Source organism: Candidatus Aminicenantes bacterium (assembly GCA_026393855.1).
Classification (GTDB): Bacteria; Acidobacteriota; Aminicenantia; order Aminicenantales; family UBA4085; genus UBA4085.
Map to the genome: position 1 here is coordinate 65415 of JAPKZJ010000108.1, position 26770 is coordinate 92184.

The window sequence follows — 26770 nt, forward strand, 5'->3', positions numbered from 1 at the left end:
AGGAGTTGGCGGCCGGAGCGCCGCTCCGCAACCGCGCTATTCGTCCAGCAGATCGATCTCGGCGATGGCCCAATGGCGCCCCGAAGGATGCGATTCGGTCAGGGTGATCCGCAGGAACCGGGCCGTCGCAGGCACCCGCGAGACAATCGATCGGACCATCGACAGATCCTCAACCTCGGACTTCTTCAGGATCGGGAAGTAATTGCGCCCGAAGTCGAGTCCGGTCCAAACGACCCCATCCAGTGAGGTCTCGACGTCGAAGTTGCGGGGATAGGACAGGGGACGGTTCTGCTGCCGAAGGACAATCTGCCGGAAGCTCTCGATCCGGCCCAGGTCGATGCGGACGAAATCTCCCCGCTGTTGGGGAAACCCGGTCGACCAGTAGGTCTCCGGCCGGCCGTCGAAAGCCAGCCCGATCGAAGCCGCGTTCAGGCTGGCGCGGCCTCGCCAGATCGACCTGTCCCCCACCGAATGCAAGGCCGGGGCGCCGGGATCGTGGCTCGCCGCCCAGGGCAGGATGCGGTAAAGAACCGACCCGTCCGCTTCGGCCACCGGGTCGGCCCGGTTCCGATGTTTGACCATCCGGCGGAGGAAGAGCGCCCTCCGCTCGGCGGGCATGGCGCCGACATGGGCCAGGACATAACCGACCTGCAGGCTTTCCAGCAAGTCGAGCGCTGCCTTGCTGGGGAATCCCTCCATCGCCTCGCGGACGATCCGATAGGCGGGCGGAGCGTACCCGCTGTACCCGTTGACAAGATGCTTCCAATGAAAGGTCGAGTAGTAGACCGGCCAGGCGTCCTTCCATTCCTCGTCGTCGCGAGTCGGCATGGGGATTTCGACCAGGGAGGCATCATCCGGAAGAGCCGCAACGGCACGGTAGATGGCCGGCACGCCCGAGCCGAGCGGGATCGAGATCATCGGCAAAGGGACGGACCACGATTCGATCAGGACGAGAACGGCCAAGCCGGCCACGATCCCGACGCGGCGACCGCCGGGCCGGCTTCGCAGCCAATCGGCCAAGGTGTAAGCCGAAAAAATAGCCAGGCAGAGGATGACCAGGACGGAGAAGCGGCTGGCCGCCCGCAGGCTTTGGAATCCGGGCAGCCAGTTGTAGGCCCAGGCATAAGGACCGGTCAGGATCTTGCGGCCGAAAATGCGGATCGAAGGACCGAACGACAGCAGGAAAGCGGCGGCGCCCGCGGCGGCGAAGCAGCGGGCCGAGGCGGACGCCGTCCGCGCCAAGCGCGCCAGCCGGCCGCGAAAACGGCGGTCGCCGACGAGGCGGGCGGCGAACGATAGAATCAGAAGAACCAGAGGATCCTCGATCCTGCGGCTCGAAAGCTTGAACCCGGCCAGGGTTGAAGAGAATGTCGGCCGGCTCGCCAGAAAGACGACGATCAGGAGAAGCCCGGCGTTGATTGCGTTCCAAAGGGCAAAAAAGACGCGATAGCGCTCGGCCGGAGGAGGGAGCGGGAGGGAGGACGATCTTCGCGCCAGCCGCGCCAGTCCCCAAGCGGTTAGAACGATTGCGGTCAGTCCGGGAAAAAGCTGCCATTCCACACCGCCGAGCCGGCCGAAGAGGCCTCCCCAGACATGGTTCCAGGGCGGAACGGCCAGGTAGTGTTGGAGCTGGGCGGAGTAGAACTCGACCTCCCATTGCGGCCGGATGAAATGCATCCGGGCATGAACCCGCAGAAAAGGCAGTATGTAAGGAGTGAGGCAGGCCCCGACCAGACCCGCGAAAGCGGCCGCTCGGGCCCAGAAACGGCCCTGCCGCCAGAGGCCCGTCTTGGCCAGGCTGTAAACGGCGAACACGGCCGCAAAAAAGGTGAAGAAGGCGCCGTAGTAGGCGCAGCTCAAGACCTGGAGAATGTAAAAGGCCGCCATACCGAAGGTGTTGCCCCAGGTCGGCCGCTGGAAAAACCGGTGCATGAAAAGGAGGGTGAACGGGATCCAGGCGAAATAGAGAATCTCGAGATGGCCGATGTGGGCGAAGCGATAAGGGCAGAAGGCAAAGATCAAGCCGGCCAGAAAGGCGGCCGGCTGCGAGCCGGTCAGCCTTTTGGTCAGGGCATAAGCCCCGGCCGCGCAGAGGAAAAACGAGAGGAGGAAGAGCAGGTTGAACAGCACCACCGGATTTTTCGTCAGCAGCCTGATCGGCGCACCGATCAAGGTCAGGCCGAAGAGCGGATCGCCGTAGAAAAGGACCCCTTGATAGGGATAGAAAATGTTCGCGTTCCAGAACGATTCCGTCCCGCCGATGACGCGGTAGTTCCAGGACAAGGCGTACATAGTATAGAGGGAATCGTGCGGGTCGCCGGCGATTTGGGTGGAAATCCTGGCGGCCACCGGCCAGGTCAGGAGGATCGAGACCAAGGCGAACGCGACCAGGATGGCCGCATCCCGCCGCCAACCCCCGGTCGCTCCCGTCCGCCCCATGGCCTCCCCTAGGTCAGACCCACCAGGCTGCGCAAAGATCGGACCTCGGCCCGCTTAAGAGGTCGGCACTGGCCGCGGGGAAGAGCCGCCAGCGTGAGCCCGGCGAACTCGACGCGCTTGAGCGAGCGGACCCGATGCCCGACGGTCTCCATCATCCGGCGCACCTCGCGCTTGCGCCCCTCGTGGATTTCGACTAGAACCACGCTCTGGCGGACGTTGCGGCGCAGAACCCGGACCCGGCCCGGCGCCGTGCGCCGGCCGTCCAGCCGGATCCCCTTCTCCAGCCTAGCGGCGCTTTCGTCGGTCATCTCGCCGTCGACTTCGACCGAGTAGATTTTTTTGATCTCGAACCGGGGATGGGTCAGCCGGTAGGCCAGATCTCCGTCGTTGGTCAGCAGAAGCAGTCCTTCGGAATCCAGGTCCAGGCGGCCGATCGGAAAGACCGCCTCGCGCATCTTGGGCAGCAGCGACATGACCGTCGGCCGACCTTCCGGATCGTCCCGGGTGACCAGGTATCCGGCCGGCTTGTTCAGGGCCAGGTAGACGAGGACCCGGCCCGGCTTGACGGCGCGGCCGTTGAGCGTGATGCGATCCTTCTCGTCATCGACCTTGACGCCCAGGTCCTCCACGGTTCGGCCGTTGATCTGGACGCGCCCCTCCCCGATCAGGCGGTCGGCCTCCCGGCGGGAGGCGACTCCCTGCATGGAAAGGTATCGATTCAGGCGGAGGATCATTAAAAATGGAACTGGAGGCCGCCCCAGAGGGTGAAGTCCCCCAGGTCGAGATCGATGTTCTGGATGCTCACGGAGACCTTGTGCCAACGGCCTTCCGCGGTCAGGCTGAAGCGACGGCCGAGCCTCAGGTCGAGGCCGGCCCCGAAATTGAAGCCGCCGTCATTGGCCTTGTCGATGTTGTGGATGTCGGCCGTATAATAGCCGTAGCCGAGGGTGACGAACGGCTGCAGGAAGAGCAGGGGGAAGTACAGCTTGCCGTTAACCCCGATGTAGCTGTAGTCGTTGGCCGCCTGGTCCCAGTTGGGGATGATCGTGCCGCCGCCCAAGATGATGTTGTGGGAGGCCCGGAAGTAGTTGAGCTCGACCCCGATCATCAGAATCCGCAGGCCCGCCCGCAGACCATAGACGAAGGTCGTGTCCGTGTCGAAAGTGGTGGTCAGCGTGCTCGGCGACTGGGCCGACGTGCCGCCGAAGGCTCCCAGGTAGATCCCGACCTGGGAGAACGCGGGAACGGCCAGGGCGGCGAGGAGTGCGGAGGCCGCCAGGATTGTCCGTCCTTTTCTCATGGCGCCACTCTCCTTCCTTCTTCCTTCCTTTGCCAGCCTCCCCATTGTCGGCTCCGGCCCGGCTTTTGTCAAGGCAGCGCCGGCCTAAACTCCCGCGTTCCGAATCCGTATCATATCCTGTTAGAATAGACCGCCTTCGGGAGTGACATGTCCAAGATCCATTGGGGCGAATCGTTTGGGATGGCCATGGGGTCTCTCTGGACCAACAAACTGCGGACCTTCCTGACCCTGCTCGGAATCATCATCGGGGTCCTGACGATCATCGCGGTCGTCTCGGTCATCCAGGGCTTGAACACCTATGTCTACACCAAGATGTCCTTCTACGGGGCCAACGACTTCTCGGTCTCCAAGTTCTCCATGATCGGGACCTCGCTGAAGGATTTCCGGGAGCAACTGAAGCGCAAGGACCTGACCCTGGACGAGATGCGCCTGCTGCGGGAGCGCTGCCGGTCGGCCGAGCTCGTCGGCGCCAGCGTCAGCACCAACCGGACCGCCAAAGCCGGCGCCCTCTCGATCAAGGGGACGGAGATCCGCGGCGTAACTTCGCTCGATCACCTGATCGGCTCGGTCGTCGAGTTGGATCGCGGCCGCCACATCCTCAAGGAGGAGGAGGACCGCTCCCGGCCCGTCTGCGTCATCGGCTCCGAAGTGGCCGAGAATCTCTTTCCGGGCCGCGACGCCCTGGGCCGCTGGATCAAAGCCGGCGGCGACAACTTCCTGATCGTCGGCGTGGGCAAGGCCAAGGGCAAGATCCTCGGGTTCAGCCAGGACAACTACGTCCGCATTCCGATCACGACTTTCCTTAAGGTCTACGGCTCGCGCCGGTCAATCGACATCAACATCCACACGGCCGGGCAGGCCGAGATGGCAGCCGCGCAGGAGGAGGTCCGGACCCTGTTGCGGAGCGCCCGCAAGAGGGACTACACCGAACCGGACGACTTTTCCTTCCGGACCTCCGAAACCTTCATCCAGTTCTACAAGACCGCCACCGCGGGCATCTACTTTGCCATGATCGGCATCGCCTCGATCGCCCTGCTGGTCGGGGGAATCGTGGTCATGAACATCATGCTCGTCTCGGTCACCGAACGGACCAAGGAGATCGGCGTGCGAATGGCCATCGGCGCCCGGCGCAAGGACATCCTGGCCCAGTTTCTGATCGAGGCCACCGCCATGGCCGGCCTGGGCGGCCTCGTCGGCATCGGCCTCGGCCTCCTGCTGGCCAAGGGCATCTCGGCCGCCACGGCGATGCCTTCGTCGGTCGACCCCGTCTCGGTGGTCATGGCCATCCTGATGTCCTCCTCGCTGGGCCTGTTCTTCGGCATCTATCCGGCCAACAAAGCCGCTAAGCTCGACCCGGTCGAAGCGCTGAGGTCCGAACTATGATCCGCCAGGGCATCTTCAAGGAAATCCTGTCCATGGCCTTCGATTCCCTGCGCAGCCACAAGCTGCGATCCTTTCTGACCCTGCTCGGGATCATGATCGGGGTCATGACGGTCATCGGCATGGTCTCGATCATCCAGGGCCTGAACGCCTCTTTCCTCAAGGAGCTGCAGGCGGCCGGATCGGACCTGATCATGATCCGCAAGTACGAGCCGGTCCAGATGGGCCGCATGGATGAAGAGCTGCGCCAGCGCAAGAACCTGACCTATGAGGACGTCCAGGCCCTGGAGCGGGAGTGCCCGCTGATCAAGGCCGTGGCCGTTAACCTGACGCCCAGCTTCTTCCAGGCCATCGAGGTCAAGTACCGCGAGATCAAGACCGACAACGCCATGATCGTGGGCATCAACGAGAAGTTCCCGATCGTCTACAATATCTATCTGCCCAAGGACGGCCGCTTCCTGACCGAATCCGAAGTCCTGCACAGCGCCAAGGTCTGCCTGCTGGGATCCGAGACGGCCGAGAATCTCTTTCCCCACCTCAACCCGATCGGCCGCGAGATCCGGGTCGGGCCCGAGGGCTTCACCGTCGTCGGCGTCCTGGCCAAGCGCGGCCAGATGTTCGGCCAGAGCCGCGACAATCTGGTCGCCATCCCAATTACGGCCCTGCGCAAGTCCTTTCCCTACGATCCGGAAAGCATGGAGATCGCGGCCGTCCCCCGCAAGCCCGAGCAGCTGCAGGCCGCCATCGGCCAGATCACCGGCAAGCTGCGGCAAAGACGCAAAGTCCCCTTCGGCAAGCCCAACGACTTCGCCGTCTTCACCCAGGACACCATCCTCGACCTTTATAACCAGATCACCGGGGCGGCCTACCTGGTGATGATCGTCATCTCCTCGATCGGCCTGCTGGTCGGGGGCATCGGGGTCATGAACATCATGCTGGTCGCGGCCAAGGAACGAACCCGCGAGATCGGCATCCGCAAGGCCCTGGGCGCCCGCTCCAAAGATATCCTGCGCCAATTCCTGATCGAAGCCATGGTTCTGACCGGAACCGGGGGCCTGCTCGGCACCTTGGTCGGATTCGGGATCGCCATGATCGTGCGGGCGACGACTCCCCTGCCGGCCGCCGTCACTTCCTGGTCGATCGCGCTGGGCCTGTTCGTTTCGATCTCGGTCGGGCTTTTCTTCGGCATCTTTCCCGCCCGCCGGGCGGCCAAGGTCGATCCGATTATTTCGCTGCGCTACGAATAGCCTCGGCCGCGCGTTCCAGGGCGGCTGCCGCGTCCGCCTGCGGCTGGCCCGCGATCTCCACCAGCGACGCCCCTCCGCCACCCTTGCCGGCTACGAGCGGCGCCACCAGCCCGACCAGCGTCCGCAGGTCGAAGGCCAGGGACTCCGCCCGGGCCAAAACGATCTGAAGACGCTCCGGCGACCGGGCCGCGAACAGGGCCGCCCGCCCGCCGCCGCGAACGAAGCTCAAGGCCAGCGCCCGGACCGCCTCGGGCCCCCGGTCGTCGAAGATCCGGATCAGGATCGCGTCGCCGCCGGCGGACGCAGCCAGCTCGGCCCCTTCGCGCTCGGCCGCCGCCGCCTCGAGCGCCCGCAACGACTTCTTCATAGATTTGGCTTCGCCGGCCAGCTTCTCGACCTGGCCTGGCAGCTCGGCGGGCGGGACGTTGAACCGTCCGACGAGGTCGCGGACGACCCGGGTCCGGACCTGGAATTCGGTCAAGGCCCGGCCGCCGCAGACGAAAGTGAAGCGAAGGTTCCCCCGGATCTTCTCGGCGCCGATGATCTTGATCAGCCCGATCTCTCCCGTCCGCCGAACGTGGGTTCCGCCGCAGGCGGAAAAATCGAACCCGGCGACTTCCACCACCCGGATCGTCCCCTCGACCTTGGGCGGCCTGCGGAGCGGGATCTCCCCGATCCGTTCGGCCGGGACAAAAAAGGTTCGGACCTCGCGATCCTCGAAAACGACTTCGTTGGCCCGCCGCTCGACCCGATCGATCGTCTCATCGCTCGCGTCCGCGAGGCCGATCTCGAGGGTGGAGACCTCGGGGCCGAGATGGAAGGAACGGGTCTCCCCTCCCGCCGTCTCGAGGAAGGCCTGCGACAGGATGTGCTGGCCCGAGTGCTGCTGCATATGGTCGAAGCGCCGAAGCCAATCGACTTCGCCGCGCAGGCTCTCGCCGGGCGCCTCCTTTTCCAGGACGTGCAGGATCGCGCCCTCCTCCTCGATCACCCGGACGACCCGTACGCCGCCCAGTCGCCCCAAGTCCCACGGCTGGCCTCCGGACTCGGGATAGAAGCAGGTCCGATCGAGGACGACGGAAGGAAGCCCCTCGACGGCGCGCCGCTCCAGCACCGCCGCCTCGAACTCGATCTGTCCGGAATCCTCGAAGTAGAGCCTTTCAGTCGTCGCCATGGCAGTCCCTCCTTTCAGATCACCCGGGCGGCCAGCAGGACGAACAGGGCCGCGGCGAAGACCGCAGCCACCGGCCGCCAGAGAATGCGATAGACGTCCTTGAGCTCGGCGTGGAAGTACTCGGCCGTGAAAGCCAAACACAGATGAGCGGGCGACAGCAGGATGCCGACGAAGCCGCTGACATAGGCGAACAGGAGCAGGACCATATCGGGCCGGCCGCGGCCGATGATCGGAGCCAGCAGGGGGAAAGCGATCGCCACGAAAGCCTGGTTGACGCCGGTCAGCAGGCCGATGAGAAACGGCGCGGCAAAGAGGAGGACATAGGTCCAAAGGCCCCCGGGCGGAACGGCCCGGACCACGGCCTCCAGGGCGCCGCTCGTCTCGAGCACCTGCTTGAAGACCATGACCGACGCCGTCAGCAGGACGATCCGCGGCGTGACGCTGCGGCGGAAGACCTCCCAGCGGGTCTTGAGGTCCATTCGCGACAAGGCCTGGCTGAGCAGGCAAGCCGCGGCCAGAGCCGGCAGCATGGCCATCCGGAGACCGAAGACGAGCCCGATGGTCAGGACGATCGGCCAAATTGAGGCCGCAACGCGGACATAATCCCCGATCGAGGCTCTTCGGCGCGGCGACCGGGGCCCGGCCGGCACCTGGCGGAACAGGACCGTCAACCCGGCCGCGGCGGCGATGACGGTGAAGGGCGCTTGAACGAGGCAGATCCGCCCGATCGGCACTTCAAGGATAAGGGAAGCCAGAATCAGGTTCGTGTAGAGGGGCCAGCTGTATTCCCAGATGTGACGGAACCAATAATTAAGAAACGTCATCCAGGCCGGCGAGAGGCCGTAGGGCCGGGCCGCCTCCTCGACGATCGGCGCTCCCATCATGGCGCCCGCGGTCATGGGCAGGAGCCCGATGAAGGCCGAGGGGACGGCCAGGATGAGCCGGGGATCCCGGACGATGGCCTTGAGAGCCTCAACCATGCGCCGGAAATGGCCGCCCGCCTGGAGATAGTTGCCGAGGTAGAGGACCAGGACGAGAATGCCCAGGAGGGTCAGCGTCTCGCCGGCGATCAGGGTTCGGCCCGCCGTCCGGAGGAAGACACCCGCCGGCATCCGGAACAGCCCGGCCGTCAGGACCGCGTCGGCCAGCAGAGCCAGGCCGAGATCGACCTTGAGGCGAAGCAGGAGGAGGAGAAGGATGATGACGGCGGCGGCCTTGAGCAAAACGGGCATGGCGGCGTCTTCCGGCCGCGGATTATATCATAGGCGGCCAAGGACCCGGGTGGCCGTCTTGAAATGAAGCTTGGCCACCTGGCCCAAAGCCGCGGCCCCGTGGCGGGCCAGGAAGGCGGCGGCGGACGACTCGACGGGTGGACCGGCCCCCTTGTGAAGGTCCACCTCCCACTGCCGCGACAGGGCCGCCAGCCGCTTGACGAACTCGGCCCGGGCCAGGATGGAGGCGGCCGCGACGGCCGGGTCCGATTCTCCCCCCGGCCGCTGCAGAAGCTCGATCTGGCGGCCTTTCTTCATCAAGGCCTGCAGGACCAATCGTTCGTCGCCGAACTGGTCGGTGATCGCCTTGGACGCGTCCACGCGCTCCAGGATGTTCTCGATGACCCGAGCGTGGCCCCAGGCCAGAAGCTTGTTCAAGTTGCGGAACTGGTCGTAGAGCTCATTGTATTTCTCGGGCCCGATAGCCACGATCGAATGGACGTATCCGGCCCGCAGCGTCTCGGCCAGGTCCCGGATCTTCCTGTCGGACAGGGTCTTGCTGTCGCGGACGCCGAGCTCGGTCAGCACCGGGCCTTGCCCCTCGGGGCAGAAAAATCCGGCGATCACCAACGGCCCGAAGAAATCGCCCTTGCCTGATTCGTCCGTGCCGATATGGCCTGCGGCGGGCGGGAAAAGCGCGACTTGACTCATCGACCGCCCTCCCCCCGCAAATAAGCGTCCATTCCGACTGCGGCCCGCCTGGCGTCGCCCATGGCCAGAATGACGGTGGCCCCGCCGCGGACGATGTCGCCGCCGGCGAAGACGCCCGGCACGCCGGCCGCCAGGGTGCCCGCATCCACCTCGATGGTGCCCCAGCGGCCGCGCCGAAGCTCCGGCTGGCAGTCGAACAGAAGCGGGTTCGGGCTTTGGCCGACCGCAACGACGGCCAGATCGATCTCGGCTTCGAACTCCGAGCCGGGCACGGGGATCGGCCGGCGCCGGCCGGAGTCATCGGGCTCCCCCAGCTCCATCCGCAGACAGGTCATCGAGCGCAAACGCCCCGCCGCGTCCCCCTCGTAACGAATGGGCGCCGTCAGGAGATGGATTTCGACCCCTTCCTCCTCGGCGTGCTTGATTTCCTCAACCCGGGCCGGCATTTCCTCGCGCGACCGCCGATAGATGATCATGGCCCGCTCGGCCCCCAGCCGGCGGGCCGTCCGGACGGCGTCCAGGGCCACGTTGCCGCCGCCGATCACCGCCGCTTGCCGAGCCCGCGGCACGGGCGTGTCGACCGCAGGAAAGGCGTGGGCCCTCATCAGGTTGACCCGGGTCAGGTACTCGTTGGCCGAATAGACGCCGACCAGGTTCTCGCCCGGAATCTTCATGAAGTTCGGCAGCCCCGCTCCGGTGCCGATGAAAAAAGCCCGGAAGCCCTCGGCCCTCAAGTCGTCCAGCGTCGCCGTCCGCCCGACGATGAAGTTCAGCCGGAATTCCACGCCCCGGGCGCGCAGGGCCTCGACTTCGGCCCGCAGAACCGCTTTGGGCAGCCGGAACTCGGGAATGCCGTAGACCAGGACGCCGCCCGGCTCGTGGAGGGCCTCGAAAACCGTGACCGCATGCCCCATCCTGGCCAGCTCTCCAGCCGCGGTCAGCCCGGCCGGTCCGGAGCCGACGACGGCGGCCTTGGGCCCCTTCGCGGCAAAGCGGACGGGCGGCGCGGGCGATCCCTCGGCGCCGGCCCTTTCGAAGTCGGCGGCGAAGCGCTCCAGATGCCCGATCGCCACAGGGATGCCGGAGGCCCGCTTGAGATTGCAGACCGCCTCGCACTGCGTCTCCTGCGGACAGACGCGGCCGCAGACCGCGGGCAGGGAGTTCGTCTCTTTAAGCGATCGGCCCGCGGCGGCGAATTCGCCCCGCTCGATCAGCTTGACGAAAGTGGGAATGTCGATCACCACCGGGCATCCGGCCACACACCCGGGAACCGCGCAGTCGAGACAGCGCCGGGCCTCCGCCTGAGCCGCCTCGGCGCCGAAGCCCAGGTTGACTTCGCCGAAGTCGCGGCCGCGGACGACACCCCCCCGCTCCGGCATCGGCTGTCGAGGGATCCGCATCCGTTCCTTGGGCGGCGCTTCGCGGCGCAGAGCGCGGCGCCATTCCCGGTCGAACTCGGTTTTGATCCGGTCCCGGTCGGCGGGCTCGAGGGGTCTTTTTTCTTCGGCCATGTCCGTTCCCTAGGGTAAGGTCTCCCGCTCCCACCAGCAAAGCGACCGGATCTCGTCGTCGAGGTAAGCGGCGCGGCGGCGGAAGAGCTCCGGCCAATCCACCTGGTGGCCGTCGAAATCGGGCCCGTCGACGCAGGCAAATCGGGTCTTCCCTCCGATTGAACAGCGGCAGGCGCCGCACATCCCGGTCCCATCGACCATGACCGGGTTGAGGCTGACGATCGTCCGCAGGCCCAGCGGGCGGGTCGCTTCGGAGACCGAGGCAAGGAGGTAGGCGCAGCCCGAGACCATGACCCGGTCGATTCGCTTCTCGCCGGCAGCGACACCCGCGACTGTCCGCGACGCGAATTCCTGGGACATGCCCCCGAGATCGCGCTCCGCCGTCATGACCCGGTCGCAAAGCTCCCGGAAGCGCTCCTGCCAATAGAACAAATGTCCGGCTTTGACGTCGGCCAGGAGCAGCAGCCGGTTGCCCGCCGCGCGCAAAGCCCGGGCCGCAGGATAAAGAGCGCCGATGCCGTAGCAGCCGGCTACGAGGAGAACGGTGCCGAAAGCCGCGATCTCGCTCGGCCGCCCCAGCGGCCCGGCGCAGGCGGCCAGCGCATCCCCCGCTTTCAGTCGAGCCAGCTTCTGGGTGGATGTCCCGACCAGAAGGAAGACGGCCGAGACGGAGCCTTCGGCGGCGTCCCAGTCCGCGATCGAGAGCGGGATTCGTTCGCCGTCCGGATCGGCCATGACCATGATGAACTGCCCGGGACGGCATCGGCGCGCCACTTCGGGCGCGTGGATCCGGATCAGATGAATGTTCGGGACCAGCCTGCGGCGTTCCAAAATATGCGCCATCTATCGTCTCCGGATCGCCTTCAGGCTCTTTAGAGCCGTCCCGGCCGACAACCCATGGAAGCCGTCCGGATCACCGAGGGGTTCCGCCGGCTCATCGGCCGCGGCGGCCGCGGGGATCGCCGCGAATCGCCCGGCCGGCCGTTTCGGCCAGGCCAGGAAGACGGGATTATGCCCCGGCCGGGACGCCGCCGCCCCGGCGAACGCGGGCACGGTCCGCGCGATTTCGGACATGATTTCGTCGGCCGAAGCGGGCCCGGGGCTTCGGCCGATCGCCCGCCCCAGATCCGCAGCGATCCGCCAGACGGGTCGGGCTTCGCCCGGAGGAGGAACGGCAGCCCGGGATTGTTGGATCCGACCCTCGCGATTGACCCAAGTCCCGTCCTGTTCGGCGAACAAGGTGCGCGGCAGGACGACGTCGGCCCGCTCCGACGACCGGCCTTCGAACGCGGCCAGAGCCACGACAAAGGCCTCCGGCCGGACCGCGGCCGGCGGGACATCGGCGGCCAGCAGGAGTCTCCCCGCCGCGGCCATTGTCTCGCCGCAAGTCGGGCTTGCCGCCTCGGCCCCGAAGAGCGCCGCTCCTCCCCTGGCGTTCGCTTCCCAAGCGATCGGGACAAGCTCCGCACCGACGAGCTCGGCCAGGTTCCAAAGCGCGGCGGCGTTTCGCCGACCGGACTCCCCAGCGACGAAGCGGGGTCCGAAAACGAACGCGGCGGGCTTGCGCTTGTCCAGGATACCCGCGATCCTGACCGTCTTTTCGTCCGGATGAGCCCGGCGCTCCCTCCGGTTTCCCTCCGATCGGACCCGCAAGGCTTTCCGCAGCTCGGCCCAGCCGGACTCGCCGCGCTCCGCCGCCGACCCGGACAGCTCGGCCAGAAGATCGAGCAGGAATTCGGCGGCCTCTTCCGAGCCGGCCCGGACCCTGACTTTGGCCGAGCGATCGAGACAGGTTTCGTGGGGGCCGAAGACGATGAGCCGGGCCCCCCGACGGACGGCTTGAACGACACCAAGCCCGACCATCGGCGCCGTGACCGGAAGATCCTCGTCAAAGACGACGATGGCTTTCATGCCGGCCAAGCCGGCATGGGGCAGATCCGGCAGGCCTTCGGCCGGGCCGATCCCGGCCGCCGCTTGGATTCGGCCGAGCGGGGCGGGCGACCCGGCCAATCGGAATTCAGTGGAACCAAAGCCATCCCTGGTCAAGGCCCGCAAAGCCCAAAGGTCTTCGCAGGAATCCCAGGCCGAAACGATCGCGGCGAACGGGCCGGAGCCGGCGCGCAGCCCCGCCACGGCGGCGGCCAAAGCTTCGTCCCACCCCGCCGGGATCAGATGCCCGGCCCGGCGGATGAGCGGCGTCATCGACCGGCCGGAAAAAGCATGAATCTCGGCCGTCAGGAACCGCCCTTTGACGCAGGCCTGGCCCCGATTGGCGGATCCGTCCGCGGGCCGCGTCCCGACCAGCCGGCCCCGGTCCAGCTCGGCCTCAAGAAGGCAGCCCTCAGCGCAGAGCGCGCAGACGATCGGCTTTATTTCGTCGACTTTCCGGTAGCGGACGGATCGTTCGAGGAGCGCGCCCGTGGGACAGACGTCGACGCAGGCGCCGCAGAATCGGCAGCCCGCCTCAAGAAGAGTCCCGTCCAGCGCGGTCCCGACCGCCGTCTTGCCTCCCCGGCCGATGAAGGACAGGACCGAAGCCCCCCGCAGATCGCGGCAGACGCGGACGCACAGGCCGCAGAGAATGCAGAGGCCGGCGTCGCGATCGATCAGGGGGTCGTCCCGCCGAGGTTCGGCAGCCCGCGGCGCCTCCGGGAACGCGGTCCGTTCCAAGCCCACGGCCGCCGCCGCGTCCTGCAGCCGGCAGTTTCCATCCTTGGGACACAGGACGCACCCCGTCGGCTCGCCGGTCTTGCGGATGCCGGCCTTCGGCTCCCGGCAATCGCGCCGCTCCTCGCAGAACAAGCAGGCCGACGGGTGCTCGGCCAGGATCATCTCCATCACCCCGCGCCGCAGGGTCCGCAGAGAGGGCGTATCCGTGGCCACGCGCATGCCGTCCTCAAGGTTGGTGGCGCAAGCCGGAACCGGTTCCCGGCGGCCCGCGATCTCGACCAAACACAGACGGCAGGCCGCGGCCGGGTCCAGGCGGGGATGATCGCAGAGGGTCGGGATGGAGATGCCCAGCCGCCGGGCTGCCTCCAGAATCGTCGCCGATCCGGCCGTCTCGAAAGGCCGCCCGTCGATGACGGCTTTCATGACCGGCGCCTCCCGCGGCCCGGGGCTTTTCGCTCGGCCTGAACCGGCCCGGAGCGGACGGCGCGGATGCCGGGCGGACAGGCCTCAACGCAAGCCCCGCACTTAATGCAGAGAGCGGGGTCGATGGCATGGACGGTCTTGGGCCGGCCCGCGATCGCATCGACGGGGCAGATCTTGCGGCACAAGCCGCAGCCGGTGCAGAGCGCCGGGTCGATGGTCAAGGAGATAAGCGCCCGGCAGACGCCCGCGGGACAGACCCGGTCTTCGACATGGGCCCGGTATTCGTCCCGGAAATAGCGCAAGGTCGAAAGGACGGGATTGGCCGAAGTTCGTCCCAGGCCGCACAGCGAGGCGGCCTGGACGGTCACGGCCAAGGCTTCCAGCCGATCCAGATCGGAATTCACGGCCAGGCCGGCCACGATGCGGTCCAATATCCCGCGCATCAGACGGGTTCCGATCCGGCAGGGAGCGCACTTGCCGCAGGACTCTTCCGCCGCGAAGCCCAGGAAGAAACGGGCCACGTCGACCATGCAGGAGCGGTCGTCCATGGCGATCAGGCCGCCCGAGCCCATGATCGAGCCGGCCCGGGCCAGGGCTTCGAAATCCACGGCCACGCCGAGGCCCGCGGCGGGCAGACATCCGCCCGAAGGCCCGCCGGTCTGGACGGCTTTAAGGGTCCGCCCAGGCAGGGCGCCGCCGCCGATATCGTCGATGATGTCCCGCAGGGAGACGCCCATCGGGACCTCGACCAGGCCGGTCCGGCGAACCCGGCCGACCAGCGAAAAGATCTTCGTCCCCTTGCTTTTCTCGGTTCCGACCGAGGCGAACCAGCCGGCGCCCCGGTCGATGATCGGTACGACGCTGGCCCAGGTTTCCACGTTGTTGATCGTCGTCGGCCGGCCCCACAGGCCGGATTCGGCCGGATACGGCGGCCTCTGCCGGGGATGCGGACGGCGGCCTTCGATCGAGGCGATAAGAGCCGTCTCTTCGCCCGAGACGAAAGCGCCCGCGCCCTGCACCACTTGGACGTCGAAGTGGACCTCCGATCCCAGGATGTTCTCCCCCAGCAAGCCGAGCTCCCGGGCCCGCTCGATGGCCCGCCGGATGTTGGCCACGGCCAAGGGATACTCCGCGCGGACGTAGACGTATCCTTCCGAAGCGCCCACGGCATAAGCCCCGATGATCATCCCCTCCAAGACCGAATGCGGGTTTCCCTCCAGCAGGCCCCGATCCATATAGGCGCCCGGGTCGCCCTCGTCGGCGTTGCAAACGACATATTTCGGGCGTCCGGCCGCATCCCGGCCAAGCTGCCATTTGATCCCGGTCGGAAAGCCCGCGCCTCCCCGGCCGCGCAGGCCCGAGGCTTTGATCTCATCGATGACGCCGGCGGCGGACATCTCGAAGAAAGCCTTGGCCAAGGCCCCATAGCCGCCTTGTTGGACATAGTCTTCGATCCGCTCGGGGTCGAGCCGCAGGTTGGCTTCGGTCAGGCGCCGCAGCTGCTTGCGGTAGAAGGGCAGGTCGGCCAGATGGGTCACCGCCTTCGACCGCGGCCCTTCCTTATAGACCAACCGCTCGACGATCCGGCCCTGGAGCCCGGTCTTCTCCACAATTTCGGCCGCGTCGGCAGGCCCGAGGCGGCCGTAGAAGTAGCCTTCCGGTTGAACGACAAGGCTGGGTTCCCATTCGCAATAGCCGTGGCAGCCCGTGATCAGAAGTCCGATCCGGCCGGAGAGGCCGCGGCTTTCGATGGCCGCCCGAACCGCCTCGGCCAGCTCCATGGCTCCCGAGGCCCGGCCGCAGGTCCCCGCCGTAACGACGATCGTTCGGGCCGGGGACGAGGCCTCCTCGCGCAGGCGCGCCCGCCAATCCTCCAAATGGCCGGGATGGGCCAGACGCATCATGCCTTCCGCTCGACCCGCCGCAGGCCGAGGACGATCTCGCGGGCCCGGCCCGCGGTCACCCGGGCTTCGAAGCGGCCGTCCACGTGCAGGACGGGGCCGATGGCGCAGCAGCCCAGGCAGTTGACAGTTCTCAAGTCGATCTGGCCGTCGGTCGTCGTCTCGCCAGGCCGAATGGCCAGGGTTCGTCCCAGCTCCTCGGCCACGGCATCGCCGCCGCGGACATGACAGGCCGTGCCCAGGCAGACCTCGACGACATGGCGGGCCGGAGGCCGGAGATGAAAGCGGGGGTAAAAGGACAGGACGCCGTAGACTTCGCTGGAGGTCATTCGAACGTGTTTGGCCACCGCCGGCAGGACCGAGGCCGGGACATGGCCGAAACGGTCCTGGATGCGGTGGAGGATGCCGACAAGGTCCCGCGGCCGCGAGCCCGCCTCGTGCAGGATGTCGCGGATATCGAACGAGTCGCTCATCGCTTCTTGCCGGCGGAAAAAAATATAGCAGAATCGAAAGGCTTCGGCAAACGGCCGGGCTTCACCGCCGATAGACCACGGTCCCGCCGCAGATCGTCGCCCGGACCCGGATGTCCTTGATCGCGGCCGGCGGCCCGGCCAAGGGGTCCTTGTCCAGGACGACCATGTCGGCCAGGCGGCCCGCCGCCAGGACGCCCTTGCGGGACTCGGCGAATTCGGCGTAGGCGCCGCCCTGAGTGAAGGCACGGACGGCCTCCATGAGACCGATCTTCTGCTCGGGCACCCACCCTCCGGGCCGCGAGCCGTCGATCGGGGCCCGGGTCACGGCGGCGTAGAGGCCCTGAATCGGGTCCATCGGCGCCACCGGCCAATCCGAGCCGAAGGCCAGCCGAACGCCTTGATCGAGAAAAGTCCGGAAGGCATAGGTCGTCCGGGCCCGCTCCGGCCCGATGCGCGCTTCGGCCCAGCGGCCGTCGTCGATGGCGTGATAGGGCTGGACCGAGGCGATCACACCCAGGCGGGCGAAGCGGGCGAAATCGGCCGGCCGCAGGTGCTGGGCGTGTTCGATCCGGAAGCGGCGGTCGCGGGTCGGGCCGGCGCCAGCGGCCTTCTCGAAGGCGTCCAGAATGACCGCGACGGCCCGATCGCCGATGGCGTGGATCGCCACCTGAAGCCCTCCCGCGTCGGCGGCCGCGATGCGGGCGGCCATGACCCCCTCGGGAAACATCTCGCCGTGGAAGAGGCCCTTGTTGCCCGGTTCGTCGCTGTACGGTTCGAAGAATGCCGCCGTGCCCGAACCCAGCGAGCCGTCGGCGAAGCCTTTCAGGCCGGCGAAGCGCAGCCAGTCGTCGCCGAACCCGCTCTGCAAGCCGAGCCGGAGGACTTCGTCGACCCGTGCGATCGGGACATAAAAGTAGATGCGCGTCGTCAGGCGCCCGGCCCGCCGGTATTCCTGGTAGAGGTCGAACCCGGCCTCGCCCGAGACGTCGTGGACCGAGGTGACGCCTTTCTCCGCCGCGTAGCGGAGGGCGGCGTCGAGGGCCCGCCGTCGCTCGGCCTCGGCCGGCGCCGGGACGACTCGAAAAACGAGGTCCATGGCCGCGTCCTTGAGGATGCCGGTCGGTTCGCCGCTCCTGGGATCGCGGACGATCTCTCCCCCGGGCGGCGCCGGTGTCGTCCGGGTGACGCCGGCCATGGCCAAGGCCAGGCTGTTGCAGAGCACCATGTGGCCGTCCAGCCGGTTGACGCAGACGGGATGATTGGGTGTGGCGGCATCGATCCACTCCCGCCGCGGCAGCTCGACCGGCCGGAACAGCTGATGATCCCAATCCCCGTTCAGGATCCATTCCCCTTTGGGCCGGGCCTTGGCCTCGGCCGCGATCCGGGCCGTGAACTCCTCCCGCGAACCGGCGTCCCGGAGCTTGACGGAGAGGAGGGCCAGGCCGCCGTTGAGGAAGTGAACGTGGCTGTCGACGAATCCGGGCAGGACGAAGCCTCCGCCCAGATCCTCGCGCCGGGTTTGCGGTCCGGCCAGGGCCAGGATCTCAGCCTGCGTCCCCACCGCCGCGATCTTCCCGTTCCACACAGCCACGGCCTCGGCTCGGGGCTTCTCCGGGTCCAGAGTGAGGAAGGAACCATTCAGGTAAACCGCGTCCGCCTTCATGACCGCTCCCTTCCGGCAGGCCTCGCCGCCGATCACCAGTCCGATGACCGCCGCCGCGATAAGAATCCGTTGCTTCATGCCGTCTCTCTCCCCGGCCGGACGGCTTGACGCCGCGGCCCGTCCGCCCGCGGTCACTATAGGTTCCGAGGGGAAGGAAGTCAACGGCGTCGGTTGACTGGCGGCCCGTCTTCGGCTAATAACATAGGATATGAATCCATCCACGCTCAGTGTCTCCTCCCCCGGCCGCATGTGCCTCTTCGGCGAACACCAGGACTACTTCGGCTTGGCCATCATCGCCGCCGCCCTCGATCTGCGCATCACCATCGCCGGGACGCGCCGGACGGACGGACGGATCATCATCGACATGCCCGATTTGGGTGAGCGGGAGGAGCTGACGGCGACCGCCGAGATGCCCTACGACAAGAAGCGCGACTACCTGAAAAGCGCCGTCAACATCCACCGCCGGGCCGGCCTGCCCCTCTCGGGCTGGGATTGCCGCATCACCAGCACCATCCCGATCAACGCCGGAACCTCCAGCTCCTCGGCCATGGTTGTAGCCTGGAACAAGTTCTTGCTGGAGGCGGCCGGCGATCCCCGGGCCGCCGACCCGCGAGCTCTGGCCGAGCTGGGCTTCGACACCGAAGTGGCCGAGTTCCGGGAACCGGGCGGCAAGATGGACCATTACGCCTCCGCCTTCGGCGGTGTGGTCTGGATCCGCTTCGACACCCCCATGGGCTTCGACCAGTTGCGCAATCCCCTGGGGACGTTCGTCCTGGCCAATTCCCTTCAGAAGAAGGACACCACCGGGACACTGGGCTTCATCAAGTCTCACGTCCTGGCCGGCGCCGCCCGCGTCGCCGAGCGCATCCCCGGCTTCGATCTCAAGTCCCCTCTCAGCGGCGAAGTCCGGCGGGAGATCGAGCTCCTGCCGGCCGACGAAAGCCGGTTGCTCCTGGGCACGCTGCTGACCCGCGACCTGACCCGGGAAGGCGCCCACTTGTTCCAAGCCCCGGCCTTCGATCACCGCCGCTTCGGCGGCCTGCTGACGGCCCAGCACGCCGTGCTGCGCGACCGTCTCCGCATCTCGACCGACAAGATCGAGGCCCTGATCGCGGCGGCCCTTGACGCCGGGGCCTTTGGTGCTAAAATAAACGGCTCCGGCGGCGGCGGCTGCATGTTCGCCTATGCGCCCGTCAATCCCGACCGCGTCGCCGCGGCCGTGGCCGAGGCCGGAGGCCAGGCCTTCGTCGTCCGAGTGGACGAAGGGGCTCGGCGCGAATCCTGATTCCGGAGCCCCCATGATCGACGCCACGCATATCCGCAAGAACATGATCCTGAAGATGGAGGACGGCCAACTCTGGCGGGTCGTCGAGATGCAGCTGATCACACCCGGCCGCTGGAAGGCCATGGTCCAGACAAAGCTACGGAGCCTGAAGGACAATTCGGTCAAGGACCACCGCTTCCGCTCGGTCGACCGGGTCGAACAGATCCACCTCGACGCCGTCGATATGGAGTTCATGTACCAGAACGGCGACGAATACGTCTTCATGAACCACCAGACCTACGACCAGGTCCAGCTCACCGCCGAGGCCATCGGCGACTCCGTCAAGTATCTGGTCCCCAACGTCGTCTTCAGCATCGAGAGCTTCGACGGCCTGCCCGTCAACGTCATCCCCCCGACGTTCATGGAGATGAAGGTCGCCTCGACCGAGCTGTCGATGAGGGGCGCCACGGCCGCCGCCTCCTACAAGCCGGCCACCATGGAGAACGGGCTGATTGTTCCCGTCCCCCCGTTCGTCAACGACGGCGACGTCATCCGCATCGACACCCGGGAGGACAAATACCTGGAGCGGGTCAAGTAACGTCGGCTCGCCCCGCCGGGCCGGAGCTCAGATCGCCCGTTTGAAAGTCGCGGTGTTCCCGGCCGCATCCCTGACCAGGATCGTGACCAGATTGTCGCTCCCCGCCGCCAGCGGAATCTTCAGCTTGAAGCTTTCGGTCCGGCCGTCGCAGATCCCATCCTCGGGAAAGACGATCCGCCAGTCGTCCGGCCGCAGCAGGTAGCGAACTTCCTTGACGGCCGAAAACTCGTCCTCGACCGCGAAGCTCAGCAACAGGGCCCCGGCTTCTTTCCGCGTCTGCAGGTCCTTGACGACCGGGGCCGCGTTGTCGACCAGGAAGGCGGAGCTCGTCTTCTCGACGGAGCGGGCCGTCTCGGCCGGGTTGGAGGGCAGGTCCGTGGCGACGATTTTCAGGGCATAGATGCCGTCGGCCAATGGAGTCGTGGCGAAGGCATAGAGCGTTTCCGTCCAATGATCCTCGAGCAGGCGCCAGCCGGCCTCGCCGTCGGCCCGAAGCCAGACGGAGTACGACAGCGCATCGGCGTTTTCATCGTCCGCCTCCCAGACCGCGGTCTGGTAGCCGCGCCGCTCGACCTTCTTGGCCATGGCGAACTTGAGGTCGTCGTGTCGGCCCGAGGGGGCGTCGGGCGCCCGCCGCTCCAATCCCCAGATGATCTCGTCCTGATCGATCGGCTTGAGATAGACTTCGCCCGGCGGCAGAAGATCGAGCTTACCGATGGCCGGAGGCATATTGGCTTGGAGGTAGGCCATCGTCAGCCGGGCCAGCGAAGGCGTCCCTCGCGCCGTGCCTGTCTTGAGCAAGGCCCGGAGCTGGAGGTATCGGCCGCGGGGGCTGAGGACGGGCTCGCCATCCGCCTTGGCATAGGGCGGCGACCAGTCCGACCAGGACGGGCCCGGCTCGGCGGTGTTGCCGCTGCGGGACAGGATCTGGACGACCGCCCCCTGGGGCAAGACCGCCTCCCATTGGACGCGGCCCCAGGCCGCCGGCGTCCTGGCGTCCAGCACGGGGCCCAGGTACTCGCCTTCGGAGCGGGGCTCGGGGGAAAGGACGGAGATCTCGGGCGGGTTGTTGGACAGGAGATGGAGCTTCGTCTCCACTGGGATCAGAGCGAAAATTTGTTCGGATTCCTTTTGCAGGACAAGCGACAGCTTCTCGTCCTTGTCGACACCGTAGAGCCGTCCCTTGGGGCCCGTCCCGATGAAGAGCTTCTGCTCGGTCTCGCTCCAATGGAGGGCATAGACCATCTCGTCGGCCGAACTCCAGATCCGCCGGACCAAACCATCGGGGCCGATCTTGAAGACCGCGCCGGGCTCTTTCACAGGTGCCCCGGCGATCGCCGGGCGGGCCGACGGAGCGGTCTCGGGAGCGGCCGCGACCGACGCTGTCGACGCTGTCCCGGCGCTGGCCGAAACGGAGATGACGACATCGGTCTGGACGGGCGGGGCGACGGCCGCCGGCTCCTCCTTGTGCGACCGGGATGTTCCGCCCGCCCCGGCCAGGATGGCGCCCTGGGCGTCGATAGCCAGGGCCCGAACTTCTTCGAACGGAGTCTCGAACAGGACTTGGCCGCGCCCGTTGCGGCCGATTTTATAGACGACGCCCGGTCCGCCGCTGCCCGCGATCAGGTCGCCGCCGCGGTCGCGGCGCAGGCAAAGGATGTGGTTCTCGGCCGACTTGAAAACCATCCGGCCCTGGCCCTCGGGCAAGATCTCATAGATTCCGCCGGCCTCGCCCACGGCGGCCAGGAGGTTCCCGGTGCCCTCGAACTCGAGATCCCAGATGTACTTCTCAGCCGGATTGAAGAACTCCGTTCCCTTACCCTTCTCGGGAATCCGGTAGATCTTGCCCTGCGGCGAAGTGGCTGCGAACAGAACGCCCTTCGGATCGACGGCCAAGGCCGTGACATCCATCTCGGCGGTCTGGAAATAGAGCTCGTTCGGGCCGTTCTTGGCCCGCCGGAAGACACGCCCGCCATGGCCCGTCCCGATGAAGACGGCCCCGTCCGGAGCGGCCAGGTAAGACAGATAGAACTCTTCCGTCGGCCCGGCGATTTTCTCTTCGCGCGGGGCCAGGGTCAGAGACCCTTCGGCCGAAAGCGAGACGCCGTTGGATTTGCCGCGCAGCCAGTCGTCGTAGGTCCGGAGGGTCCATCGCTGGGGAGCGACGGCCCAAGTCCAGGTCGCGGCGGCGACGACTGCCGAAACGAATGTCAACAGGGCTATCGAGTTCTTTCTCATCGTCGTTCTCCTTGCTCCCGAAGGCGGGAGGGCGGCCAGCGGGGTCATTTGCGGATCTGGATCGGCACGACGGCCTGTCCGGCGAAGACGAACGGGACGGGCACCTGATATTCGGTCAGAGTCGAGGTGGAGAGGTCCGTCGGGGCGGAGGCCGCGGATCGCGGCGAAGTGAACATGGACTTCAAGCCGGGCGGCAGGTTGGGCATCTCCTCGCCCCGCAGGAACAGGCCCGGCTTGGAGGTCAGGATCTTGAAATAGATCCGGTTGCTCTTGCGCAGCCCGCCCAGCAGGCGGATGAGCTGGGCCAGGCTTCGCGGCATCAGGCCCCGGGACCGGTACTGGCCCGATTCGATTTGGGCCATGGAGGCCGCGTCGCCGACGATCAGGTGCATTTCCGAGCCGGCCGGGAGCCGAGGCGCCTGGAACGGGATCTCTTCCATCTGCGACTCGCCCCGGTAGCTTCGGTAATAGACGCGGAGCGTGATCATTTCCCCGGGCGATGCCTCGTACTTGTCCAGCCAGATCCGCTCCAGCCGGGCCAGGCGCAGCCCCTCGATCGCCCGGACGTTGATGTCGATGCGGTGGATCCCGACCTCGGCCCATTCGTTATTGGTCAGGAAGTAGGTCACGGCCGTGGCCAAGCCGGACAGATCCGTGACGGCCGCGCCGAGAGTGGCGGAAAACATGTCCTCCAGGTGGACGCTCTGCCCGTCGTTGAGGAAGATGTCGCCCTGCAGCTCGAGGGTCAGATCGCCCAACGACCGCTCCTCCGAGCCCAGCAGCGCGGCCAGGCTCATGTTCAGCAGCAGGGGCGTGAGGAGCTTGTCGGCGACGAGGCCCAGCTTGAACTCTCGGAGCTTGCCGCCGTCCCCGATCAGGTTGACGTTGACCGGGACGAACTTGGGCGGCCGGCTAAGTAGGCCGCGGGCCCCGGCTGTCCGGTCCTGGACGAACGATCCGACCTGCCCTCCCGCGACGGCCAGCTTGGAGGGATTGTCGAGGGTCGGGATGATCGTGATGACTCTGGCCTTGGCCATTCCGTATCCGACGCCGCCGAGGTTGTAGAGAGGATGGCCGAAAGCCAGGACTTTGTCGCCGTCGACATAGGTGACCGTACCGACGGCCGAGACGTCCAGATCGCCGGTCACGAGCTGGAGGGCGACCGCGTCGCCCTCGCGGAGCGTCAAGTCGGCGGCCAAAGGCTTCTCGGCGGACTGGACGCCGCCGCCGAGCATGGGTTGGAAGCCCAGCGGGCCGAGGAGGGTCCGCACCCGGTCGAGCTGCCCCGGGGCGAACCCGCCCAGAAGGAGCGGCACCTTGAGCGGCGACAATCCGCCCGTCGAGCCGGCCGCGGCCGGACCGAGGCGGGAGCCCGGCGCAGACAGCAGATCCTCCAAGCTCAACCGGGAAGCAAGAGCCAACGAAGGCGGGCCCGGCGAGGCGGGCTTGGCGGATTCGGCCGGGATGGCCAGCATCTCTTCGATCGGAGTCAGGCCGGCAATAGGTTCCTTGGAGTAGGGAAAGCCGTAGGCCACCGCGCCGACGAGCTTGCCGTCGATATAGACGGGGCTTCCGCTCATGCCGGCGATGATGCCTCCTCCGGCCAGGGCCTTGTGCCCGGAGAGGCGGGCGATGATGATGCTCCGCTTGGGATTCGGATTCGAGAGGATGCCCAGGATTTCGACGTCGAACTCCTCGATGGCCGTCCCCGCGAATACGGAGCGGCCCTTCCCTTTCATGCCCGCCCTGACTTGATCCAGCGGCAGAATCGGCGTCGCCGCGCCGGCCGCCATGGCGGCCAGGAGGAGCCAGGCGACGGCCGCCGCGACGCGACGAGGGGCTGCGGTCACGAGCGTCTCCATGCGTTCCTCCTCGGGTCCGTCGGCGGACCCGGCCGGACCGGCCGGTTTGACCGGGCGCCGGCGCCGGTTTAGAATGGGTCGGCGCACGCCATGAAAGTCCTGCTGACCGGCGGAACCGGGTTCATCGGAAGCCACCTGGCCGAAGCCTTGACGGCCTCGGGGCACGAGGTCTATGCGCTCGTCCGCGATCCCGGAACCCTCAAGTTCCTGAAAGGGATCCCGATCCGACTCGTGCCGGGCGGCCTTCTCGATGCGCCGGCCTTCCCGCCCGGCCTCGACCGGGTCTTCCATCTCGCGGGCCTGACGAAAGCCTTGAAAACCGAAGCGTATTTTAGCGTAAACCGTTTCGGCACGGCAAGCTTGTTGGAAACCCTGGCCGCCCAAGGCCAATTCCCGCGCCTCATCCACTTGTCCAGCATGGCCGCCGCGGGCCCCTCCATCGGCGGCCGTCCCCGCCGGGAAGACGACCCCCCGGCCCCCGTCTCGCCATACGGCCGCAGCAAGCTTGCGGGTGAAGCCGAGGTCCTGGCCCGGGCCGATCGGTTCCCTTCGGTCATCATCCGGGTCGGCGCCGTGTACGGACCGCGGGACGAGGAGTTCGCCCGCTTCTTCCGGATCCTCAAGCGCGGCATCCTGCCCTGCTTCGGGCCCGGGCGGCAGCCGATCTCGATCTGCTATGTCAAGGACCTCGTCCGGGCTTTGATCCTGGCGGGCGAAGCCGGGGTGCGATCCGGCGAAATCTTCCAAGTCGGAAATCCGGACGCCTCGAGCTTCGAGGAAATCGGCCGGCTGGCCGCCCTCCATCTTGGTCGCCGGGCTCGCCGCCTCCGCATCCCGATGGCCGCCGTCAAGGCCGCGGCCCGCCTCTCGGACGCAAGGTCGCGCCGGACGGGCCGGGCCAGCCTCATCAACCGGCCCAAAGTCGCCGAGCTCGAACAAACGGGTTGGGAGGCGGATGTCGGGAAGGCCCGCGCCGAATTGGGCTTCGAGACGACATATTCCCTGGACGCGGGGCTGGCCGAGACCCTGGACTGGTGCTTGGCTCAGGGCCGGATCTGAATGTCCGGGGAGACCAGGGCGGTGCGGGTGGAATAGGTGGCCCGGAAGCGGACCGCTCCCTTGCGGCACCACCCTTCGGCCCGGGAGACGGCGTAGAATCCGACCTTGCCTGTCAGGACATGCACGCCTCGCGGCGCCCGGGCCGCCACGGTGAAGGGGACCTGCAGAGGCTTTTTGAAGCTAAGAACTTGGCGGCCGTCGATCGTCACGACTTCGGCGTCGAGGTCGGTGGCGCTGAAGAAGGGCTTGGGGAAGACTAATATTTCGCTGGGCTCGAATTCGATGGTGAAGGACGGGTGAGGACTGATCGAGAGCCCGCTTTTGACCACGACCTTAAGCAGGACCTTGCCCTCCTGGCCGCGGACGAGCCGCAGCGGAGTGATGCCGGCCTCGACGCGGACCAGCCCGCCCGCCGTCTGCCCGGAGAGGCCCCCCCCCGTCGCAAGGGCGAGTCCCAGCAGGAAGCTTCGGCGGCGCATGGTCTCCTTAGTTTAGGAGCCGCCCGAAGCCGAGTCAAGCGGTTCAGCCGGATTCTCCGCTTTACATTTCGATTTTGCCTTCATTATAATGAGCGGCATCTCCGAGGTAACCTATGACCCGACGCACGATCATCACCGGGACCGGCCATTACGTCCCGCCCCGCATCGTCACCAACTTCGACCTGGAAAAGCTGATGACGACTTCCGACGAATGGATCCAGCAAAGGTCGGGCATCAAGACCCGCCATCACGTCGACTTGGGCGTCGGAAGCTCGGACCTGGGAGTCGAGGCGGCCGCCCGGGCGATCGAGAGCGCCGGGATCGACAAAGCCGGCCTCGACTTCATCATCGCCGCCACGGTTTCGCCGGACTACCTGTTCCCCGGCATCGGTGTCCAGATCGGGGCCAAGCTGGGCCTCCCCGGCATCCCGGCCTTAGACGTCCGGGATCAATGCAGCGGCTTCCTCTACGGCCTCTCCGTCGCCGATCAGTACATCCGGACCGGAACCTACAAACGCATCCTGCTCGTGGCTTCCGAGGTTCAATCCACCAATCTCGATTTCTCCGATGAAGGCCGGGATCTCGCGGTCTTGTTCGGCGACGGCGCCGCGGCCGTCATCTGCGAGCCGTACGACGGGGACGACGGCCGCGGCCTGCTCTCGACCCATCTCTGGGCGGACGGCCGCTTCGTCGAGGAGCTCTGGCAGCCTTTTCCCACGGTCAAGGACAAGCATTACATCCACCAGGGCTTGATCGACAACCATCTGGCCGTTCCTCATATGGACGGCAAACGCGTCTTCATGAACGCCTGCGAGCGGATGCCCGAAGCCGTTATGACCGCCCTCGAAGCCAATGGGCTGACGATCGGCGATGTCTCCCTGCTCATCCCCCACCAGGCCAACGACCGCATCTCGCAGATGGTGGCCAAGAAGCTTCAGATCCCTCTCGACAAGGTCGTCCGCAATATCGAGCGGTTCGGCAACACCACCGCCGCCTCGATTCCCATCGCTCTGGACGAATCGGTCCGTGAGGGCCGCCTCAAGCCCGGCGACATCCTGGTCTTGACCGCGTTCGGCTCGGGCTTCACCTGGGCGTCCGCGGTCATCCGATGGTGAACCCCGGATTTCCGCCGCGCCCCATCTCTGGCACGATAATTGCTGCTTTATC

The 26770-nt window shown here is 66.9% G+C and carries 21 protein-coding genes; 6 read left to right on the forward strand and 15 right to left on the reverse strand.

The window, feature by feature from the left end:
* Positions 1 to 36: 36 nt before the first annotated feature.
* From NTZ26_13125 to NTZ26_13135, 3 genes are read right to left on the reverse strand one after another with little or no spacing between them, the layout of a single operon-like run.
* The gene (locus tag NTZ26_13125; protein ID MCX6561444.1) at positions 37 to 2439 is read right to left on the reverse strand and encodes a discoidin domain-containing protein; all 2403 of its coding nucleotides are present in this window, start codon (positions 2437 to 2439) and stop codon (positions 37 to 39) included.
* 8 nt (positions 2440 to 2447) lie between these two features.
* Positions 2448 to 3173, reverse strand: coding sequence for a pseudouridine synthase (locus NTZ26_13130; protein MCX6561445.1), 726 nt, complete (start codon positions 3171 to 3173; stop codon positions 2448 to 2450).
* Positions 3173 to 3739, reverse strand: coding sequence for an outer membrane beta-barrel protein (locus NTZ26_13135; GenBank protein MCX6561446.1), 567 nt, complete (start codon positions 3737 to 3739; stop codon positions 3173 to 3175). Before NTZ26_13135 ends, NTZ26_13130 begins: the two co-directional genes overlap by 1 nt.
* Before the next feature lie 147 nt (positions 3740 to 3886).
* On the opposite strand from NTZ26_13135, the gene NTZ26_13140 reads away from it, so the two are divergent.
* Both NTZ26_13140 and NTZ26_13145 read left to right on the forward strand, forming a co-directional pair.
* Positions 3887 to 5122 carry an ABC transporter permease gene (locus tag NTZ26_13140; protein ID MCX6561447.1) on the forward strand — a complete coding sequence of 412 codons (1236 nt, stop codon included), beginning with the start codon at positions 3887 to 3889 and terminating at the stop codon, positions 5120 to 5122.
* Positions 5119 to 6366, forward strand: coding sequence for an ABC transporter permease (locus NTZ26_13145; protein ID MCX6561448.1), 1248 nt, complete (start codon positions 5119 to 5121; stop codon positions 6364 to 6366). The genes NTZ26_13140 and NTZ26_13145 overlap by 4 nt, the downstream gene beginning before the upstream one ends.
* Here NTZ26_13145 and NTZ26_13150 read toward each other — a convergent pair.
* From NTZ26_13150 to NTZ26_13190, 9 genes are all read right to left on the reverse strand, one after another.
* On the reverse strand, positions 6344 to 7540 hold the full coding sequence (locus tag NTZ26_13150) for an alanyl-tRNA editing protein (protein MCX6561449.1): 1197 nt from the start codon (positions 7538 to 7540) through the stop codon (positions 6344 to 6346). The two genes, NTZ26_13145 and NTZ26_13150, sit on opposite strands and share 23 nt — an antisense overlap.
* A 14-nt stretch (positions 7541 to 7554) precedes the next feature.
* Positions 7555 to 8772, reverse strand: a complete 1218-nt coding sequence (locus NTZ26_13155) for a DUF401 family protein (protein MCX6561450.1) — start codon at positions 8770 to 8772, stop codon at positions 7555 to 7557.
* A 27-nt stretch (positions 8773 to 8799) separates the two neighbouring features.
* Positions 8800 to 9462, reverse strand: coding sequence for a ribonuclease HIII (rnhC, locus tag NTZ26_13160; GenBank protein ID MCX6561451.1), 663 nt, complete (start codon positions 9460 to 9462; stop codon positions 8800 to 8802).
* Positions 9459 to 10973 carry an NADPH-dependent glutamate synthase gene (gene gltA, locus NTZ26_13165; protein MCX6561452.1) on the reverse strand — a complete coding sequence of 505 codons (1515 nt, stop codon included), beginning with the start codon at positions 10971 to 10973 and terminating at the stop codon, positions 9459 to 9461. The genes rnhC and gltA overlap by 4 nt, the downstream gene beginning before the upstream one ends.
* Positions 10974 to 10982: 9 nt before the next feature.
* The gene (locus NTZ26_13170; protein ID MCX6561453.1) at positions 10983 to 11816 is read right to left on the reverse strand and encodes a sulfide/dihydroorotate dehydrogenase-like FAD/NAD-binding protein; all 834 of its coding nucleotides are present in this window, start codon (positions 11814 to 11816) and stop codon (positions 10983 to 10985) included.
* A complete protein-coding gene (locus tag NTZ26_13175; GenBank protein MCX6561454.1) occupies positions 11817 to 14066 on the reverse strand; it encodes a molybdopterin-dependent oxidoreductase in 2250 nt (749 codons plus the stop codon).
* Complete coding sequence (locus NTZ26_13180; GenBank protein ID MCX6561455.1) at positions 14063 to 15970, reverse strand: 4Fe-4S binding protein; 1908 nt, start codon at positions 15968 to 15970, stop codon at positions 14063 to 14065. The genes NTZ26_13175 and NTZ26_13180 overlap by 4 nt, the downstream gene beginning before the upstream one ends.
* Positions 15967 to 16440, reverse strand: coding sequence for an NAD(P)H-dependent oxidoreductase subunit E (locus NTZ26_13185; protein ID MCX6561456.1), 474 nt, complete (start codon positions 16438 to 16440; stop codon positions 15967 to 15969). The genes NTZ26_13180 and NTZ26_13185 overlap by 4 nt, the downstream gene beginning before the upstream one ends.
* 61 nt (positions 16441 to 16501) lie before the next feature.
* The gene (locus tag NTZ26_13190) at positions 16502 to 18181 is read right to left on the reverse strand and encodes an amidohydrolase (GenBank protein ID MCX6561457.1); all 1680 of its coding nucleotides are present in this window, start codon (positions 18179 to 18181) and stop codon (positions 16502 to 16504) included.
* A 130-nt stretch (positions 18182 to 18311) separates the two neighbouring features.
* Between NTZ26_13190 and NTZ26_13195 the strand changes: the two genes are divergently transcribed.
* Together NTZ26_13195 and efp are read left to right on the forward strand one after the other, a co-directional pair.
* On the forward strand, positions 18312 to 19388 hold the full coding sequence (locus NTZ26_13195) for a hypothetical protein (GenBank protein MCX6561458.1): 1077 nt from the start codon (positions 18312 to 18314) through the stop codon (positions 19386 to 19388).
* A gap of 13 nt (positions 19389 to 19401) precedes the next feature.
* Positions 19402 to 19965: an elongation factor P gene (efp, locus tag NTZ26_13200; GenBank protein ID MCX6561459.1), complete on the forward strand. Its 564-nt coding sequence runs from the start codon at positions 19402 to 19404 to the stop codon at positions 19963 to 19965.
* A 27-nt stretch (positions 19966 to 19992) separates the two neighbouring features.
* Here the strand turns inward: efp and NTZ26_13205 are convergent, their stop codons facing one another.
* Positions 19993 to 22203 (reverse strand): hypothetical protein, encoded by a 2211-nt coding sequence (locus NTZ26_13205; protein ID MCX6561460.1) that lies wholly within the window; start codon positions 22201 to 22203, stop codon positions 19993 to 19995.
* Positions 22204 to 22247: 44 nt separating this feature from the next.
* On the reverse strand, positions 22248 to 24065 hold the full coding sequence (locus tag NTZ26_13210; protein ID MCX6561461.1) for a hypothetical protein: 1818 nt from the start codon (positions 24063 to 24065) through the stop codon (positions 22248 to 22250).
* A gap of 90 nt (positions 24066 to 24155) precedes the next feature.
* On the opposite strand from NTZ26_13210, the gene NTZ26_13215 reads away from it, so the two are divergent.
* Positions 24156 to 25124, forward strand: coding sequence for an NAD-dependent epimerase/dehydratase family protein (locus tag NTZ26_13215; protein ID MCX6561462.1), 969 nt, complete (start codon positions 24156 to 24158; stop codon positions 25122 to 25124).
* Here the strand turns inward: NTZ26_13215 and NTZ26_13220 are convergent.
* Positions 25109 to 25603: a hypothetical protein gene (locus NTZ26_13220; GenBank protein MCX6561463.1), complete on the reverse strand. Its 495-nt coding sequence runs from the start codon at positions 25601 to 25603 to the stop codon at positions 25109 to 25111. The genes NTZ26_13215 and NTZ26_13220 overlap by 16 nt on opposite strands.
* A gap of 113 nt (positions 25604 to 25716) precedes the next feature.
* Between NTZ26_13220 and NTZ26_13225 the strand changes: the two genes are divergently transcribed.
* Positions 25717 to 26718 (forward strand): ketoacyl-ACP synthase III, encoded by a 1002-nt coding sequence (locus tag NTZ26_13225; protein MCX6561464.1) that lies wholly within the window; start codon positions 25717 to 25719, stop codon positions 26716 to 26718.
* Positions 26719 to 26770 lie beyond the last annotated feature (52 nt).